Annotated in this window: 14 protein-coding genes; 11 read left to right on the top strand and 3 right to left on the bottom strand. The window is 64.1% G+C overall.

The annotated features are described in order from the left end of the window. Positions 1–9: 9 nt before the first annotated feature. On the top strand, positions 10–1,953 hold the full coding sequence (locus AABB87_RS21115; RefSeq protein ID WP_341973277.1) for an EAL domain-containing protein: 1,944 nt from the start codon (positions 10–12) through the stop codon (positions 1,951–1,953). A 1-nt stretch (position 1,954) separates the two neighbouring features. On the opposite strand, the gene AABB87_RS21110 is transcribed toward AABB87_RS21115, so the two are convergent. After that, complete coding sequence (locus tag AABB87_RS21110; RefSeq protein WP_341973276.1) at positions 1,955–2,515, bottom strand: NUDIX hydrolase; 561 nt, start codon at positions 2,513–2,515, stop codon at positions 1,955–1,957. 156 nt (positions 2,516–2,671) lie between these two features. Between AABB87_RS21110 and maiA the strand changes: the two genes are divergently transcribed. Next, a complete protein-coding gene (gene maiA, locus AABB87_RS21105) occupies positions 2,672–3,304 on the top strand; it encodes a maleylacetoacetate isomerase (RefSeq protein ID WP_341973275.1) in 633 nt (210 codons plus the stop codon). Further along, a complete protein-coding gene (pgeF, locus tag AABB87_RS21100) occupies positions 3,294–4,076 on the top strand; it encodes a peptidoglycan editing factor PgeF (protein WP_341973274.1) in 783 nt (260 codons plus the stop codon). The genes maiA and pgeF overlap by 11 nt, the downstream gene beginning before the upstream one ends. On the opposite strand, the gene AABB87_RS21095 is transcribed toward pgeF, so the two are convergent. After that, positions 4,008–4,316 (bottom strand): hypothetical protein, encoded by a 309-nt coding sequence (locus AABB87_RS21095; RefSeq protein WP_341973273.1) that lies wholly within the window; start codon positions 4,314–4,316, stop codon positions 4,008–4,010. The genes pgeF and AABB87_RS21095 overlap by 69 nt on opposite strands. 298 nt (positions 4,317–4,614) lie before the next feature. Between AABB87_RS21095 and phaC the strand changes: the two genes are divergently transcribed. From phaC to AABB87_RS21075, 4 genes are all read left to right on the top strand, one after another. Further along, positions 4,615–6,261 (top strand): class I poly(R)-hydroxyalkanoic acid synthase, encoded by a 1,647-nt coding sequence (gene phaC, locus AABB87_RS21090; RefSeq protein ID WP_445944897.1) that lies wholly within the window; start codon positions 4,615–4,617, stop codon positions 6,259–6,261. A 27-nt stretch (positions 6,262–6,288) separates the two neighbouring features. Continuing rightward, the gene (locus tag AABB87_RS21085; protein WP_341973271.1) at positions 6,289–7,470 is read left to right on the top strand and encodes an acetyl-CoA C-acetyltransferase; all 1,182 of its coding nucleotides are present in this window, start codon (positions 6,289–6,291) and stop codon (positions 7,468–7,470) included. Between the two features lie 183 nt (positions 7,471–7,653). Further along, positions 7,654–8,391 carry an acetoacetyl-CoA reductase gene (phbB, locus tag AABB87_RS21080; RefSeq protein ID WP_058718847.1) on the top strand — a complete coding sequence of 246 codons (738 nt, stop codon included), beginning with the start codon at positions 7,654–7,656 and terminating at the stop codon, positions 8,389–8,391. Between the two features lie 239 nt (positions 8,392–8,630). Next, positions 8,631–11,456, top strand: coding sequence for an ATP-binding protein (locus AABB87_RS21075; RefSeq protein ID WP_341973270.1), 2,826 nt, complete (start codon positions 8,631–8,633; stop codon positions 11,454–11,456). On the opposite strand, the gene AABB87_RS21070 is transcribed toward AABB87_RS21075, so the two are convergent. Next, positions 11,446–12,297 carry an IclR family transcriptional regulator domain-containing protein gene (locus AABB87_RS21070; protein WP_341973268.1) on the bottom strand — a complete coding sequence of 284 codons (852 nt, stop codon included), beginning with the start codon at positions 12,295–12,297 and terminating at the stop codon, positions 11,446–11,448. The genes AABB87_RS21075 and AABB87_RS21070 overlap by 11 nt on opposite strands. Positions 12,298–12,360: 63 nt before the next feature. Between AABB87_RS21070 and AABB87_RS21065 the strand changes: the two genes are divergently transcribed. The 4 genes from AABB87_RS21065 to AABB87_RS21050 all read left to right on the top strand — a co-directional run bounded on the left by AABB87_RS21065 (position 12,361) and on the right by AABB87_RS21050 (position 16,289). Beyond that, positions 12,361–13,173: a TIGR00266 family protein gene (locus AABB87_RS21065; protein WP_341973267.1), complete on the top strand. Its 813-nt coding sequence runs from the start codon at positions 12,361–12,363 to the stop codon at positions 13,171–13,173. A 277-nt stretch (positions 13,174–13,450) separates the two neighbouring features. After that, complete coding sequence (locus AABB87_RS21060) at positions 13,451–14,467, top strand: YVTN family beta-propeller repeat protein (protein WP_341973266.1); 1,017 nt, start codon at positions 13,451–13,453, stop codon at positions 14,465–14,467. Positions 14,468–14,520: 53 nt separating this feature from the next. Beyond that, positions 14,521–15,321, top strand: coding sequence for a polysaccharide deacetylase family protein (locus AABB87_RS21055; RefSeq protein WP_341973265.1), 801 nt, complete (start codon positions 14,521–14,523; stop codon positions 15,319–15,321). A gap of 5 nt (positions 15,322–15,326) precedes the next feature. Next, positions 15,327–16,289 (top strand): sterol desaturase family protein, encoded by a 963-nt coding sequence (locus tag AABB87_RS21050; RefSeq protein WP_341973308.1) that lies wholly within the window; start codon positions 15,327–15,329, stop codon positions 16,287–16,289. Positions 16,290–16,324 lie beyond the last annotated feature (35 nt).

Raw genomic sequence — 16,324 nt, 5'->3', positions numbered from 1 at the left:
GGAGTTTCCATGTCCTTGATGCGTCAGGTTGGATTGCTGGTTCTGGCCGCGCTGCTCGCATCGCTCCTGGGCAGCGTGGCGGTATCAACCCTGTCAGTGCGGCTTTTGCTGCAGACCCAGTTGCAGATGAAGAACAGCGACAACGCCCAGGCCCTGGCCTTGGTCTTGTCGCAGCAGCAGGGCGACCCGACCTTGATGGAGTTGCAGATGTCGGCGCTGTTTGACACCGGCTACTACCAGAGCGTGGTGCTGCGCCATGCCGACGGCAAGGTGGCCCTTGAGCGCCGCGCATCAGCCCTCGCATCCCGCGCGCCAGCTTGGTTTGTCGCCCTGACACCGATTGAGGCGCAGCCCGGCGTGGCCCAGGTCAGCAATGGCTGGAATGCCGTCGGCAGCCTGGAGGTGCAAAGCCAGTCGGCCTATGCCCATGACGAGTTGTGGCGCAGTGTCACCCGCATCAGCCTGCTGCTGAGCGTGGTCGGCGTGCTGGCCAGCTTGGCGGCGGCTTGGGTGTTGCGCCGCATCCGCCGGCCTTTGGACAATGTGGCCGCCCAAGCCCGGGCGGTGGTGGAGGGCAGCTTCACGGTGGTGCCTGAATCCGACGTGCCCGAGTTGCGCGGCCTCAGCCAAGCCATGAACGCCATGGTGCTGCGGGTCAAGAGCATGTTTGAGGCCCAGGCCGAACAACTGCAGGTGCTGAGCCTGCAAGCGCATTGCGATCCGCTGACCGGCATGAGCACGCGCAAGCACTTCATGGCCGAGCTGAGTTCGGCCCTGAGTCGCGACGAAGGCCCCAGCCATGCTGGCCTGGTGCTGCTGCGCCTGCGTGATTTGACCGAACTCAACCAGCGCCTCGGTCGGCCGGCCGTGGATCAGATTTTGCTGTCGGTGGGCAAAGCGGTGAAAGCCTATCCCGACCGGGTGCGTGGCTGCCTGGGTGGCCGCTTGAATGGTGCGGACTTCGCGCTTTGGCTGCCCGCGCCGGATGTGGCGCAGGAAACAGCCCAGGCCTTGAGCGAAGCCTTGCGCGCCAGCCTGCCGGCCTTTGGCAATGGCATTCATGTGGCCGTCGGCGCGGTGGATCTGCCGCGCGATCAGGCCATGGGTGTGTGGTTCGGTGAAGCCGATGCGGCCTTGGCGCGGGCCGAAAGCCAGAGCGGCTTTGTGGTCGAGTTCAGCAAGCTGCGGCCCGGGGCGCAAGAAGCCGTCACCGGCCTGCTGGCCCTGGGCGAGCGCGCTTGGCGGGCGCAGATCATGGAAGCGCTGGCTGAAAAGCGCGGGCGTTTGCTGGCCTACCCGCTGCTGGACAAGGCGGGTCAAGTGCTGCATCAAGAAAGCCCGATGCAGCTGCAACTGGAGCAGGGCGGTGCTTTTGAGCCAGCCTCGCGCTGGCTACCCCTGGCCCTGCGCAGCCGTTTGACGGCCGATGTGGATGTGCTGGCCGTGACCCTGGCACTGGAAGCCATCGCCCGCGACGGCCAAGCCCGCTGCATCAATGTGGCGCCGGCCTCGTTGCTGGACGGCAGCTTTGTGGCGCGGCTGCGCGAGCAGGTGTTTCAAGCGCCGCAGGCGGCGCGCAAGCTCGGCCTGGAGCTTGCCGAAAGCGCGGCCATTGCCCACTTTGATCTCTTGCTGGAAATGGGCCGGCAACTGCGCCCGCTGGGGCTCAAACTGGGCTTGGAGCATGCCGGCGCCGGCCTGGCCCAGGTGGAGCGTCTTTACCAAGCCGGCCTGGACTATGTGAAGCTGGACGTGGCCGTGGTCAGCGGGGTGTCGGGTGACGCGGCGCGCGCCGCCTTTGTGCGCGGCATGGTGGTGATGCTGCGCAGCCTGGCGCTGAAGGTCTATGCCGAGGGCGTGGTCGACGCCATGGATGTGCAGGCCTTGTGGGACTGCGAGCTGGACGGCGTGACCGGCCCTTGGGCGACGACGCAGCAAGCCGGGCGGGCCTGAATCAGCTGATTTCGGAGCTGAATAGCGCGAAGGGCCGGCCCAAGCGGCGGTCCTCAAAATAGCGCTGCAAGGTTTCGCGTACGGTGCGGAAGGCCAGCTCGTCCCAGGGAATTTCATGCTCGTAAAAGAGCTTGGCTTCTAGGGTTTCGGGGCCCGGGTCGAACTCGGCCGAGAGCAGGCGGGCGCGGTAAAAGAGATGAATCTGACCGGCGCGCAAGACATTGATCAAGCTGTAGAGCGGCTGCATCTCGACTTGTGCGCCGGCCTCTTCGATGGTTTCGCGCAGGGCGCCGGCTTCGCAGCTCTCACCCAATTCCAAAAAGCCGGCCGGCAGGGTCCACAGGCCCAGGCGCGGCTCAATCGCACGGCGGCAGAGCAGCACTTGCTCTGCGCCGGGTTCACCCAGAATCGGCACCGTGCCCACCACATTGATGGGGTTTTGGTAGTGAATGCTGGCGCAGGTGCCGCAGGTCGCACGCTCGCGGTTGTCGTCAGCCGGCACGCGGTAGTCCACGGCAGCGCCGCAGCTGGAGCAAAACTTGAAACGAGGGGGCAGCCACATGGGCCGCAGTGTAGCCGGGCGCTTGCGTGGGCAAGATGACGCGCGGAATGCCCCTCAAGTGGCGCCGAAGATGCTTACGAAGAGTGGCGTGTTAAAGGCGGCGCAGCGCACGCCCGAGCTGTCCGCCGTCACAGCGCCGTGGCATCATCCACGCTCATGGAACTCTTCAATTACTTTCGCTCCTCCGCCTCCTACCGGGTGCGCATCGCGCTGGCACTCAAAGGGCTGGATTACGACTACCGCAGCGTCCACCTGGCCAAGAACGAGCAGTTCAACGCCAGCTACGCCGAAGCCTCGATCTCCAAGCTGGTGCCCCTGCTGCGCGATGGCGATGCGCTGGTGAGCCAGTCCATGGCCATCATCGAGTACCTCGATGAAACCCACCCGAAGCCGCCCCTGCTGCCGGCCGACGCCCTGGGCCGCGCCCAAGTGCGGGCGATGGCGCAAGACATCGCTTGTGAAATCCACCCGCTGAACAATCTGCGGGTGCTGCGCTACCTCAGCAAGGAGCTGGGCGTGGACGAGGACAACAAGAATCGCTGGTACCGCCACTGGGTCGAGCAGGGCTTGGCCGTGGTGGAGCAGCGCCTGAACCACAGCGCCGGCCAATTCTGCTTTGGCGACACGCCCGGCCTGGCCGACTGCGTGCTGGTGCCGCAAATCTTCAACGCCCAGCGTTTCGATTGCCGACTCGACCATGTGCCCGGCGTGATGCGGGTATTTGCCAACTGCATGGCGCTGGACGCTTTCGCCAAAACGCAACCCAGCGCCTGCCCCGATGCTGAGTGAAGCAGCGCTGATCGACCCCGATTGGCTGCGGCCTGAGTTCACCGGCCTGTCCGTGCAGGCCTTCATGACCACGCGCGCCGGCGGCGTCAGCCAGGGTGCGCATGCCAGCATGAATGTGGGCGGGGCGGTCGAGGACGACCCCGCCGCCGTGGCCGCCAACCGTGCCCGGGTCAGCCAGGCGCTGGGGGCACAAGCGGTGTTTCTCCATCAAGTGCATGGCAGCGACGTCGCCCGCTTGGCGCCGGAGCATGTCTTGCCGGGCGTGCCGCAGCTCAAGGTGGATGCCAGCGTCAGCACGCGGCCCGACTTGGCGGTGGCGATTCAGGTGGCGGACTGCTTGCCGGTGCTGTTCGCCGCCCCAGGCGGGGTGGCCGGCGCACATGCCGGCTGGCGAGGACTTGCCGGCGGGGTGCTGGAGAACACGGTGGCCGAACTGTGTGCTGCGGCCGGATGCCAGCCCGGGCAGGTGCAAGCCTGGATGGGTGCATGCATAGGCCCTAGCGCATTTGAAGTGGGTGCCGATGTGCTGCAAGCCTTCGGTCGGGCGCCGCTCTTGCACGATCAGCCATTGTTCAGCTATCGCCCCAATGCGGCCGGCGAGCCGCGCTGGCGCGCTGATTTGGTGGGCTTGGCCCGCCAGCGGCTGCAGGCTCTGGGCCTGGGCTCGATCAGCGGTGGCGCTTGGTGCACCTACAGCGAAGACTCACGTTTCTTTTCCTACCGGCGGGAGCGGCTGGGCGGGCGCATGGTCGCCGCCATCAGCTTGCGTTGATTGTTGAGCCTGAGCTGTAGCAGCAGCCTGAGCGGCCAGTTCAGCCTCGGCCATGGCCTGCTTCTTGCGTGCAGCTTTGCGCCCCGGGGCGCCCAGGATGTAGAGCAAGATGGTGATGGGCAGCACGCCGTAGAGCAGCAAAGTGATCACGGCGCCAAGAATGCTGCCTTGGCTGCTGGTGGCTTCGGCCAAGGCCATCATCACGGCCACATAGCCCCAAGCAATTGCGATTAAGTACATGAGGTGTCATTACAAGGTAAGGGATGGAGGTTACAACAGCATTTGAATAGGATGATCCTCATGGGCTATTGCGCAGCGACGAAGAGTCTGGCGCGGGTTCATGCGGAGCGCTCCTAGGCCTCCGTGCATTCATCATCATCAGTTCATCGTCTGGTCAATGGTTGGGAGACTCATGGCACGTAAATCGAAAGCCTCAGCGGCAGCCGCCGAGGCTGTTCAGGATAGGTCGGAGGGCGCTGCCCCCGGTGCGGCTAGTGGCGCAAAGCCAGCCAGCGATGGCGTCGGTGCTTTGGGCGAGATGTGGAACTCCATGCTGAGCCTGCAGATTTCGCCCGCGGCGCTGAGCGAGTTGCAAGGCAACTACATCAAGCAGGCCACCGAGCTGTGGAACAACGCGCTCCATCTGAGCAGCCTGGGTAATTTGACCGCGGCTGCACCCGCCGCCCCGCCCAAACCCTTGGGCGACCGCCGCTTTGCTGACGAATCCTGGAACGCCAACCCGGCCGCATCCTTCATGGCGCAGCTCTATCTGCTCAATGCCAAGACCTTGCAGCAAATGGCCGACCAGGTGCAGGGCGAGGAAAAGACCCGCCAGCGCATCCGCTTCGCCGTGCAGCAGTTTGTCGACGCGGCTTCGCCCAGCAACTTCCTGGCCCTTAACCCGGAGGCGCAAAAGCTGGCCCTGCAAACCCAGGGCGAGAGCATCGCCAAGGGCATGCAGCAGCTGTGGGCCGATGTGCAGCGCGGCCATGTGTCGCAGACCGATGAGAGTGCTTTCGAAGTCGGCCGCAATGTGGCCAGCACGCCCGGCGACATCGTCTTCGAGAACGATTTCTTCCAGCTGATCGAATACAAGCCGCTGACGCCTACCGTCTTCGAGCGCCCCTTCTTGCTGGTGCCGCCTTGCATCAACAAGTTCTACATCCTCGATTTGCAGCCCGAGAACTCACTGATCCGCTATGCGGTGTCGCAGGGCCACCGGGTGTTTGTGGTCAGTTGGCGCAACCCGGATGCGTCTTGCGCAGCCTGGACCTGGGACGACTACATCGAGCACGCCGCCATCAAGGCCATCGAAGTAACGCGTGAGATCAGCGGCGCTGATCAGATCGACAGCCTGGGCTTTTGCGTCGGCGGCACCATTTTGGCCACCGCCTTGGCCGTGCTGGCCGCGCGCGGCCAGCAGCCAGCCAGCAGCGTGACCTTGCTGACTTCGTTGATCGACTTTTCCGCCAACGGCATCCTCGACATCTTTGTCGATGAGGGCTTGGTGCAGATGCGCGAAAAAAGCATTGGCCCGAATGCCCCCAAGGGCCCAGGCTTGCTCAAGGGCCAGGAGCTGGCCACTACTTTTAGCTTCCTGCGCCCCAATGATCTGGTCTGGAACTATGTGGTGGGCAACTACCTCAAGGGCGAAGCGCCGCCGGCCTTTGACCTGCTGTACTGGAACGGTGACGCCACCAATATGGCCGGCCCGATGTACTGCTGGTATCTGCGCCACACCTATCTGCAAAATGAGCTGAAAGTGCCGGGCGCCCTGACCGTATGCGGCGAGAAGATCGACCTCGGCCTGATTGAGGCGCCGGTTTATCTCTACGGCTCGCGCGAAGACCATATCGTGCCCTGGGACGCTGCCTACCGCAGCACCCAGGTGTTCAAGGGTGATAAGCGCTTTGTGCTGGGCGCTTCCGGCCATATCGCCGGGGTCATTAACCCGCCGGCTAAGAATAAGCGCAATTACTGGGTCGGCAAGTCGGCGGCCCTGCCGGGCACGGCCGAGCAATGGTTCGCCACTGCGGTCGAGAAGCCGGGTAGCTGGTGGACCGATTGGTCCGCCTGGCTGGCCACCCATGCCGGCAAGCAGATCCCTGCGCCCAAGGCGGCGGGTAATCGCAAGTACAAGTCCATCGAGGCGGCCCCCGGCCGCTATGTCAAGCAAAAAGCCTAACTTGAAATTAAAACGGAGCAAGAAGACATGACGACAGATATCGTGATTGTGGCCGCAGCCCGCACCGCCATCGGCAAGTTCGGCGGCACCTTGGCCAAGACTTCGGCGGTGGAGCTGGGTGCGACGGTGGTGAAGGACTTGCTGCGTCGCTCCGGCCTGGATGGCGCGCAAATCAATGAGGTCATCCTGGGCCAAGTGCTGACCGCCGGCGCGGGCCAGAACCCGGCTCGCCAGACCGTCATCAAGGCCGGCCTGCCGCAATCGGTGCCTGGCTTCACCATCAACAAGGTTTGCGGCTCCGGCCTCAAGGCGGTGATGCTGGCGGCGCAAGCCATTCGTGATGGCGACAGCGAGATCGTCATCGCCGGTGGCCAGGAAAGCATGAGCTTGTCTCCCCACGTCTTGCCCGGTTCGCGCGACGGCCAGCGCATGGGTGACTGGAAGCTGGTCGACACCATGATCACCGACGGCCTGTGGGACGTCTACAACCAGTACCACATGGGCATCACGGCCGAGAACGTGGCCAAGCAGTACAGCATCAGCCGCGAGGCGCAAGACGCGCTGGCGCTGGGCTCGCAGCAAAAGGCCGCCGCGGCTCAGGACGCCGGCCGCTTCAAGGACGAGATTGCCGCCGTCAGCATCGCCCAGAAAAAGGGCGACCCCATCATTTTTGACACCGACGAATTCATCAACCGCAAGACCAATGCCGAAGTGCTGGCTGGCCTGCGCCCCGCTTTCGACAAGGCCGGCAGCGTCACCGCCGGCAATGCCTCTGGCCTGAATGACGGCGCCGCTGGCTTGCTGATCATGACGGCGGCCAAGGCGGCGCAACTGGGTCTGACGCCGCTGGCGCGCATCGCGTCTTATGCCAGCGCGGGCCTGGATCCGGCCATCATGGGCATGGGCCCGGTGCCCGCGGCCCGCAAGGCGCTGGAGCGCGCCGGCTGGAAGGCGCAAGACCTCGATCTGCTTGAAATCAATGAAGCCTTCGCCGCCCAAGCCTGTGCCGTGCATCAGGAAATGGGTTGGGACATGAGCAAGGTCAATGTCAACGGCGGCGCCATTGCGCTGGGCCACCCCATCGGCGCCTCCGGCGCGCGCATTTTGGTCACCTTGCTGCACGAGATGCAGCGTCGCAATGCCAAGAAGGGCATTGCCTCGCTGTGCATTGGCGGCGGCATGGGCGTGGCCTTGACGGTGGAACGCTAACAAGCCCTCGGTTTACCCGCATAGGGCCAACCCGCTTGACCCTCCCGGGGTCTTGCGTGAGGCTTGTTTTCACCCGCACTTTCCTGCGTCTTTTTCGAATATCAATAGGTCGCTGCCGGCGCTCTAGACGCGGCGCAGCCAGTGGCCACACCGAATAGCCAGCCGTGGAGGCAAGGAGTTTTTATGAGCCAGAAGATTGCATATGTGACCGGCGGAATGGGCGGCATCGGGACTGCGATGTGCCAGCGCCTGCACAAAGAAGGTTTCAAGGTCATCGCCGGCTGCGGCCCCAGCCGTGATTTCGATAAGTGGCTGAATGAGCAGTCCGCCCTGGGCTACACCTTTTACGCCTCGGTCGGCAATGTCTCGGATTGGGATTCCACCGTGGCGGCCTTCGCCAAGGTGCGCGCCGAACATGGCCCCATCGATGTGCTGGTGAACAACGCCGGCATCACCCGTGACGGCATGTTCCGCAAAATGAGCCGCGGCGATTGGGATGCGGTGATCGACACCAATCTGAACTCCATGTTCAACGTCACCAAGCAGGTGATTGAAGACATGCTGGAGCGGGGCTGGGGCCGCATCATCAACATCTCCTCGGTCAACGGTGAGAAAGGCCAGTTCGGCCAGACCAACTACTCGGCCGCCAAGGCCGGTATGCACGGCTTCACCATGGCCCTGGCGCAAGAAGTGGCGTCCAAGGGCGTGACGGTCAATACCGTCAGCCCGGGCTATATCGGCACCGATATGGTCAAGGCCATTCGCCCCGAGGTGCTGGAGAAGATTGTGGCCACCATCCCGATCAAGCGCTTGGGCACGCCCGAGGAAATCGCTGCCATCGTGGCTTGGCTGGCGGGTGAAGACTCTGGTTTCACCACCGGCGCCGATTTCAGTTGCAACGGCGGCCTGCACATGGGCTGAGCTGCCGGGGCCGCATTGGCCCTTGCCCCTGCTTCGATGCAAGTCAAAGAGTGCCCCTTGGGCACTCTTTTTTTTTGCCGACAAGGTGATGCGGGCGTTCTCTCAAGGCCAGGCCGGATGGCGCCGACAGCGCTTGCGCTGAAGGTTTCTTCACACAAACTTCATCTGTCTGCCGCCAAGCCCGCCGCTGGTGAGTGCTCGTCGATATGATCGACCGGCAAACGTCAATATTCACACGCATGAATCTACTGGCCACCAGCGAGGAACTCGCCGTGCTGCGGCAGCGGGCCTCATTGGCCGGCGAGACGGGTGTGACTGCGGGCGTGAGTCTGGCCTGGCATCTGCGCCAGCGCGACGGTGAGGCCGCCTTGATTCAGGCGCAAGTGGCCGAGCAAGCCCTGATGGCGGCTGACAGCTTGCCGGTCGCGTTGCGGCAGCGCCTAAGCGCCCGCTTGCTGCTGCTGCGTGCGGAGCTGCGTTGGCTGGCTGCCGATCTGCAGGGGGCAAGTTTGGTATTGCGCGAGGCCAGTGCGCTTTTTCTGGCCCTGGGTGATGACATCGGCCATGGCGACTGCTGCTGGCTTGAGGCCTTTGTCATGGACGATTTGGGCCGGGGTCAGGCCGCAATGGCTGCGCTGGGTGATGCCTTGACGGCTTACCTGACGGGCGGCGACGGCTTGCGCGCTCGCCAGGCGCAGGCGCGGCAGATTCGCGCGCTGGCCTTCAGGGATCTGGCGGCCGCAGCCGAGGCTCTGCGCCAGCAATTCCCTGCCGACGGCGATCAAGCGCTGCCGCCAGAACTTGGCCTGTTCGTGGCGGTGGCTCGCGGCCTCGTCGAGGCAATGACCAACGATCTGGGTGGCGCCATCCGGCATTTCATGCAAGCGCACACCTTGGCGCAGGCCTTCGGCCAGGCGCGTCTGGCCTCCGTCATGGCCAATAACGTGGCCGACTCTTTTGTACGGCTGGGCGATTTTGAGCATGGCCTGGAATGGCATGAGCGGGCCTTGCAACTGGCCCGTCGCCATCCTTGGCCGGCCTGTTTGGGTGGCGCCTTGAGCAAGCTGGGCGATGTGCTGCGCCTGCTCGGGCGTTTCGATGAGGCGCGCCACTTTTTGCTGGAGAGTGAAGCGCAACTGGCCTGCCTGAGCGGCTCTCGCCCTTTCAACACCGTGCTCAATGTGCTGGGCTTGCTGGCGCTGGACTGTGGCGAGCCGGCCGAGGCGCTGCCGCGCTTTCAGGCCCTGGAGCTTCATGCCCAGGCCAGCATGGCTGCGGACATGCTGGAGTTCGCCTGGCGGGGTCAAGCCGCCAGCTTTTTGGGCCTGGGCCGGGTTGAGGAAGCCCAGGCTTGCGCCAACAAGGCCTTGCAGCAAGCGCGCGCGCAGGGCGACAGCGTTGGGCAGATCAGGGCCTTGTCTTTGCTGGCACAGGCTTCGGATGGGTCGTCAGCGCTGGCTTTTTTGCAACAGGCCCTGCGGCTTGGCCAAGGCATCCAGGGATACGCCACGCCGGCTGATTTACATCGCCAACTGGCCAAAGCCCATGCGGCCTGCGGTGACTATGAGGCCGCCTACGCCAGGGCCCTGGCGGCGCAAGAGGCGCACGCCAAGACCCATACCGCGGCGCTGGAGCAACGCAGCCTGGCCTTGCAGATCCAGCATCAGCTCGACAGCGCGCGGGCCGAGGCGGCCCACCATCGCCAAGCGGCGGTGGCGCTGCAGGCCTCGATTGGGGCGCTGGAAAGCCTAGGCGCGATCGGTCGCGAGATCACTGCCAGCCTGGACACGCAGGCGGTGCTGGCAGCCCTGCGCCGCCATGTCAACGAGTTGCTGGATGCCGCTTGCTTTGTGATCTACCTGGTCGACGAGCCCAGCGGTGACTTGGCGATGGCTCTGGGCGTCGAGAACGGCCAGGCCCTGGAGCCGGACCGCCTGACACTCGACGACCCCGAGCGCGTTGTCGCCCGCTGCGCCCGCGAGCGTGCCGAGATCGCGCTGAATCTGGCACCCGACGACCTTGATGAGAGCCCACCGGTCTGGCCCGGCACCTTGGTGACCTGGAGCTTGCTCTACGGCCCCTTGCTCGCGGGTGAGCGCCTGATCGGCGTGATGACGATTCAGTCGCCGCAGCGCGATGCCTATGGTGAACGGGAGCTGGCCATCTTCCGCACCTTGTGTGCCTACGGCGCCATCGCGCTGGACAATGCCGCCGCCTATGCCCAGGCCGCCAGCGCCCAGAAGCGCGCCGACCTGGCGCTGAACCGCTTGAAGCAAACGCAGGACGAACTGATTCACCATGAGAAGCTGGCCTCGCTGGGTGCCCTGGTGGCCGGCATCGCGCATGAGCTGAATACGCCCATCGGCAATAGCTTGCTGGTGGCCAGCACCTTGCGCGATAGCAGCCAGCATCTGCTGCGCCAGCTCGAAGCGGGCGCCTTGCGGCGCTCGGAGTTGACGCAGTACGCCCATTCCCTGGGCGATTCTGCCGGCTTGCTGTCACGCAATATCGAGAAGGCGGCGGAGCTGGTGAGCAGCTTCAAGCAACTGGCGGTGGACCAAACCTCGGACCAGCGCCGCCAGTTCGATCTCGCCAAGGTGTGTGCCGAAGTGGCGCTGACGCTGCGCCAGCGTGTCAACTTGGCCGGCCACCGCATGGTCATCGATGTGCCCACGGGCTTGCAGCTAGACAGCTATCCCGGCCCGCTGGGCCAGGTGCTCAGCAATCTGATCATCAACAGCTTGGTGCACGGCCTGCGGGAGCGCCTGGACGGCGTGATTCGCCTCAGCGCAACGCCCGCCGAAACTGAAACTGGCATGGCTTTGGTGTGCCTGCGCTTTTCCGACGACGGCGTGGGCATCCCGCCTCAGCATTTGGAACGGGTGTTCGACCCCTTTTTCACCACGCGCCTGGGGCAGGGCGGCAGTGGCCTAGGTCTGCATATTTGCTACAACATCGTGCGCTCAATGCTGGGCGGCACTATTGCGGTGAGCAGCCCGCCGGGTGGCGGCGCGGCGTTTGAAATCGTCATGCCCTGCGTGGCGCCGCAGCGGCTCAGCGCTTGAGTTCGAGCAGGCGCGAGATCTGCCGCGCCGCTTCCAGCAGCTTGGGCAAGCAGGTGTCGAGCAGTGCCTCCGGCGGGCGCCGGTTCACCTGGGCGCCGATATTGAGCGCCGCCAGCACTTGGCCGTTGCGATCAACGATGGGCGCGGCCAGCGAGACCAGGCCTTCCTCCAGCTCCTGATTCAGCAAGCACCAACCCTGTTCGCGCACCTGATGGATGCGCAGGCGCAAATCGGCCTCGTTGGTGACCGTGCGCACGGTGTGGCGGGCCAGAGGTTGCTGGCGCAGGCGTTCCAGGTACTGCTCCAGCGCGGCGGGCTCCAGCCCGGCCAGCAAAACCCGGCCCATCGAGGTGCACCAGGCCGGCAAGCGGCTGCCCAGGCCGAGGTTGATGCTCATGATCTTGCGCGCCGGCACGCGCAGCACGTAGACGATGTCATTGCCTTCCAGCACCGCGGCGGAAACGCTCTCGCCCAGCTCGCTGGCCAGGCTTTGCATCACCGGTTCAGCGAAGTGCCAGAGCGGCTGGGTCGATAAATAGGCGAAGCCGAGGTCGAGGATCTTGGGCGTGAGCGCGAACAGACGGCCGTCGCAGCTGACGTAGCCCAGCGTTTCCAGCGTTAGCAAAATGCGCCGGGCGCCGGCCCGGGTCAGCTCGCAGCGCTTGGCCACTTCGGTGAGGGTTTGGCGCGGCGCCTCGGCATTGAAAGCGCGGATCACGGAGAGGCCGCGCGCGAATGACTGCACGTAGCTGTCGCCCGGTTTGAGCGAGGCGGCTGGCGTGGGGCTGGGTGATGATGCTGACGTGAGCGCTGGCGCGGGCACGGGCGAGAGTCCTGTCATGGATCAAGTATAGGTAGCACTCGTTAAGATGGCGCCGCGCTTTTCAGAACAGGAGTTAGAAGCATGGCCATGGATGTTGTCGATTTTGAAATCAAGGGTGCCGAGATGCAGTTCGTCGAGGTCGAGCTCGACCCCGGCGAGGCCGCCATCGGCGAGGCCGGCAGCATGATGTATATGGACTCGGCGATCAGCATGGATACCGTGTTCGGCGACGGTGCAGCCGCCCAGGGCGGCTTCTTCGGCAAGCTGCTGAGCGCGGGCAAACGCCTGGTGACGGGCGAATCGTTGTTCACCACCGTCTATACCAATCAGGGCCATGGCAAGGCCAAGGTGGCCTTCGCGGCGCCTTACCCCGGCAAGATTTTGGCTATGGACTTGCGCCAGCTCGGCGGCACGCTGATCTGCCAGAAAGACGCCTTCTTGTGCGCCGCACGTGGCGTATCGCTGGGCATTGCCTTGCAGCAAAAGCTGGGCGTGGGCTTCTTCGGCGGCGAGGGCTTCATCATGCAAAAGCTCGACGGCGACGGCCTGGCCTTTGTGCATGCCGGCGGCACCGTGGTGCGGCGCAAACTGCAGCCGGGTGAAACCGTGCTGGTGGACACCGGCTGCGTGGTGGCCTACACGCCCAATGTCAATTTCGAGATCCAGTACGTGGGCAAGATCAAGACCGCGCTGTTCGGTGGCGAGGGCTTGTTCCTGGCCAAGATGACCGGCCCCGGCGAGATCTGGCTGCAAAGCCTGCCCTTCTCGCGCCTGGCGTCGCGTATTTTTGCGGCCGCACCGCAGCGCGGCGGCAGTCGTGAGGAAGGCTCTTTGCTCGGCGGCGTGGCCGCCGGCGGCCTGCTCGGCGGTTTGCTGGGCGGCGACGAAGACTGAGCCGCAGCCCGCACTGGGCCTTGACCCTAGTGCGGTGTTTCACACTGTGTGCAACATAAAGCCGCGTCTTTGTCCCCATGGCTGCCTTGCAAATCCTCGCCATAGCTACGGCTATGTCTGCGGTTTGCGCCTTGCCATAGGGCCAAATTCATCGGTTTTCTTAAGTTCCACACAGCATGAAACACCACACTAGGCAAGACCGGCCGCCGACGGGGCAACTACACTGGCGGGCGTTGCTACAAGGGTAGCAGCGCCCATTTTTGCCAGAGGTTGATCGATGTCTTTTTTGTTCCGGCCGCGTGTTCTTGCCAGCTTGGCCCTGAGTTTCCTGACCGCGACCAGCGCCTTGGCTGCCCCGCCGGCGGGGCCCGTCAGCAAACCCATCTTTGTGCTGAATTCGCTGGATGCCGACATCAGCGTGATTGACCCGGTCAGCTTCACCCAGATCAAGCGCATTCCCACCGGCAAAGAGCCGCATCACCTCTACCTCACGCCGGATGAAAAATCCCTGGTGGTGGCCAATGCCCTGGGTGATTCGCTGACCTTCATCGACCCGGCCACGGCCGAGGTGCAGCGCGTGGTCAACGGCATTGCCGACCCCTACCACCTGCGCTTCTCGCCGGACATGAAGTGGTTTGTCACCGCGGCCAATCGCCTGGACCATGTCAATCTGTACCGCTGGGTGCCTGCCGACACGGCCAAGCCCTTCCAGCTGGTCAAGCGCATTCCCGCGCCCAAGACGCCCAGCCATTTGTTCATCGACAGCAAGAGCACGGTGCTCTACGTCAGCCTGCAAGACAGCGATGAGTTGCTGGCGGTTGACCTGGCCACGCAGGCGCCGCGCTGGAAGACCAAGGTCGGCCCCATGCCGGCGGACATCTTCCTGACCCCTGACGACAAACACATCCTCGTGGCGCTGACCGGCGCCAAGGAAGTGGAGGTCTACGACGTCAGCGGCAGCGCGCCCAAATTGGTCAAGCGCATCGCCACTGGCAAGGGCGCCCATTCCTTCCGCGCCTGGGGTGACAAGCGCCATGTGCTGGTCAGCAACCGCGCCGGCAACACCATCAGCAAGATCGATCTGCAGAGCTTTGCGGTGGTTGACCAATTCCCCGGCCCCAGCGGCCCGGACGATATGGAAGTGCTGGGCGACGGCAAGACCTTGCTGGTGACCTCGCGCTGGGCCGGCAAGCTGACCAAGATCGACACCGTCAGCAAGAAGGTGATCCAGCAGGTCAAGGTCGGCAAATCGCCGCATGGCGTGTGGACGCTGAATCACATGCCGCGCCAGTGATGCTTGCTTCCCTGTGTGAGTCTTTGTCAGGTCGCTTTGCCAGGCCCACAGCCATGGCCATGGCCCTGACGCTGATCGGCACGGCCTTGCAGGCCGCCCCGGCCTGCGACAAGCCGGTCTATCTGAGCTTTGATACCGGCCATATGGGCGTGGCCCCGCTGATCGCGGACACGCTCAAACGCTTCGATGCCAAGGCCACTTTTTTCCTAGCCAACGAGCCCACCCAAACCGGCGGCCAGACCCTGGACGCGCAGTGGGCGCCTTGGTGGAAGAACCTGGCCACGCAAGGCCATGACTTTGGCCCCCACACCTGGGATCACGACACCTGGTTGGAAGACTTGCCCGACGGCCGCTTCAAGATGCGCCGCGCCGCCGGTGTGCAAAAGCCGCAGATCGTTGAGCTCACGGCGCAGCAATATTGCGAAAGCCTGGACAAGGTGGCTCAGCGTTTCACCGAGATGACCGGCAAGAAAATGGGCCCGCTGTTCCGCGCCCCTGCCGGCAAGAGCTCACCCGCGCTGCTGGCCGCCACCAAGGCCTGCGGCTACACCCATGTGGGCTGGAGCGCGGCGGGTTTTTTGGGCGATGAGTTGTCCAGCCAAAGCCACCCCAATGCCAAGTTGCTGGAGCGCGCCCTGCGCGACATCAAGCCTGGCGATATCCTCATGGCGCATTTGGGCATCTGGTCGCGCCAAGACCCGTGGGCGCCTGCCGTGCTGGAGCCTTTGATGCAAGGGCTCAAGGACAAGGGCATGTGCTTCGCGCCCTTGCGCGAACACCCCCGCTTTGCGCCCCTGTTTGCCAGCCTGGAAGCCAAGCGTAGCGAGGGCAAGGCCGTCGCCAGCAAACCCTGACGATGATGGAATTCTTGACTGATCTCTTTGCCCAGGGCCAGCTCTGGCTGTTTGAAACCCTGGTGCAGCCGCTGGTGTTCAATTTGGGCGGTGGCAACCTGCTGGAAGACGCTTTTGCGGCGACCGGCTGGTTGCTGGTGGGCTTGCTGCAAATTGCGGTGATGCTGACCGCCATTCGCGGCCTGGAGCGTTGGCGCCCGGTGGAGGCGCAGACGGACCGCGCCGCCAAGCGGGTGGATGTGATCTACACCTTGATCCATCGCTTGGGCCTGTTCCGTTTGCTGATGTTCTTCAGCATCGATCCGATGTGGGACTATCTGGCCGGCCAGATGCGCATGGTGGGCGTGCCGAGCTTTCAGCTCGATGCGCTGTGGCCCGGCGTCACCGACCAGCCCTTGCTGAGTTTTTGCCTCTATTTGCTGGTGTTTGACTGCGTCAATTACTGGCTGCATCGCGCCCAGCATCAGTGGAATTGGTGGTGGGCCTTGCACAGCTTGCATCACAGCCAGCGTGAGATGAGCATGTGGACCGATAACCGCAACCATCTGCTCGACGATGTGCTCCGCGACGCTGCTTTTGTGCTGCTGGCCCGCCTGATTGGCGTGGAGCCGGGGCAGTTCATCGCCCTGGTGGCTTTCTCGCAGCTGATGGAAAACCTGCAGCACGCCAATGTGCGCCTGTGGTTCGGGCCCGTGCTGGAGCGTGTGGTGGTCAGCCCGCGTTTTCATCGCCGCCATCACTCCATCGGCATCGGCCATGAGTCGGGCGGCCGAGGCACCTTGGGCGGGCACAATTTCAGCGTGTTGTTCGCGTTTTGGGATGTGATCTTCCGCACCGCCGACTTCAAACTGCAATGGGATGCCACCGGCGTGCGCGACCAATTGCCGGAAGAGGGCGGGCGCGACTATGGGCGCGGATTCTGGGCCCAGCAATGGCTGGGTTTGCGGCGCCTGTTTGGCGCCAGTTGAACGGCTAAACGAGAGAAGTCAAGCAATGGTCAAGT

The organism is Roseateles sp. PN1 (assembly GCF_038419725.1).
GTDB lineage: Bacteria > Pseudomonadota > Gammaproteobacteria > Burkholderiales > Burkholderiaceae_C > Paucibacter_A.
The sequence above is the reverse complement of the archived record's forward strand: the minus strand, read 5'-3'. Positions and strand labels throughout refer to the sequence as shown.

What these genes read in the sequence shown, in the direction of transcription:
- AABB87_RS21115 (WP_341973277.1), top strand. Translation starts at nt 10, where the DNA reads ATGTCCTTGATGCGTCAGGTTGGATTGCTGGTTCTGGCCGCGCTGCTC.
- AABB87_RS21110 (WP_341973276.1), bottom strand. Translation starts at nt 2,515, where the DNA reads ATGTGGCTGCCCCCTCGTTTCAAGTTTTGCTCCAGCTGCGGCGCTGCC.
- maiA (WP_341973275.1), top strand. Translation starts at nt 2,672, where the DNA reads ATGGAACTCTTCAATTACTTTCGCTCCTCCGCCTCCTACCGGGTGCGC.
- pgeF (WP_341973274.1), top strand. Translation starts at nt 3,294, where the DNA reads ATGCTGAGTGAAGCAGCGCTGATCGACCCCGATTGGCTGCGGCCTGAG.
- AABB87_RS21095 (WP_341973273.1), bottom strand. Translation starts at nt 4,316, where the DNA reads ATGTACTTAATCGCAATTGCTTGGGGCTATGTGGCCGTGATGATGGCC.
- phaC (WP_445944897.1), top strand. Translation starts at nt 4,615, where the DNA reads ATGTGGAACTCCATGCTGAGCCTGCAGATTTCGCCCGCGGCGCTGAGC.
- AABB87_RS21085 (WP_341973271.1), top strand. Translation starts at nt 6,289, where the DNA reads ATGACGACAGATATCGTGATTGTGGCCGCAGCCCGCACCGCCATCGGC.
- phbB (WP_058718847.1), top strand. Translation starts at nt 7,654, where the DNA reads ATGAGCCAGAAGATTGCATATGTGACCGGCGGAATGGGCGGCATCGGG.
- AABB87_RS21075 (WP_341973270.1), top strand. Translation starts at nt 8,631, where the DNA reads ATGAATCTACTGGCCACCAGCGAGGAACTCGCCGTGCTGCGGCAGCGG.
- AABB87_RS21070 (WP_341973268.1), bottom strand. Translation starts at nt 12,297, where the DNA reads ATGACAGGACTCTCGCCCGTGCCCGCGCCAGCGCTCACGTCAGCATCA.
- AABB87_RS21065 (WP_341973267.1), top strand. Translation starts at nt 12,361, where the DNA reads ATGGCCATGGATGTTGTCGATTTTGAAATCAAGGGTGCCGAGATGCAG.
- AABB87_RS21060 (WP_341973266.1), top strand. Translation starts at nt 13,451, where the DNA reads ATGTCTTTTTTGTTCCGGCCGCGTGTTCTTGCCAGCTTGGCCCTGAGT.
- AABB87_RS21055 (WP_341973265.1), top strand. Translation starts at nt 14,521, where the DNA reads ATGGCCATGGCCCTGACGCTGATCGGCACGGCCTTGCAGGCCGCCCCG.
- AABB87_RS21050 (WP_341973308.1), top strand. Translation starts at nt 15,327, where the DNA reads ATGGAATTCTTGACTGATCTCTTTGCCCAGGGCCAGCTCTGGCTGTTT.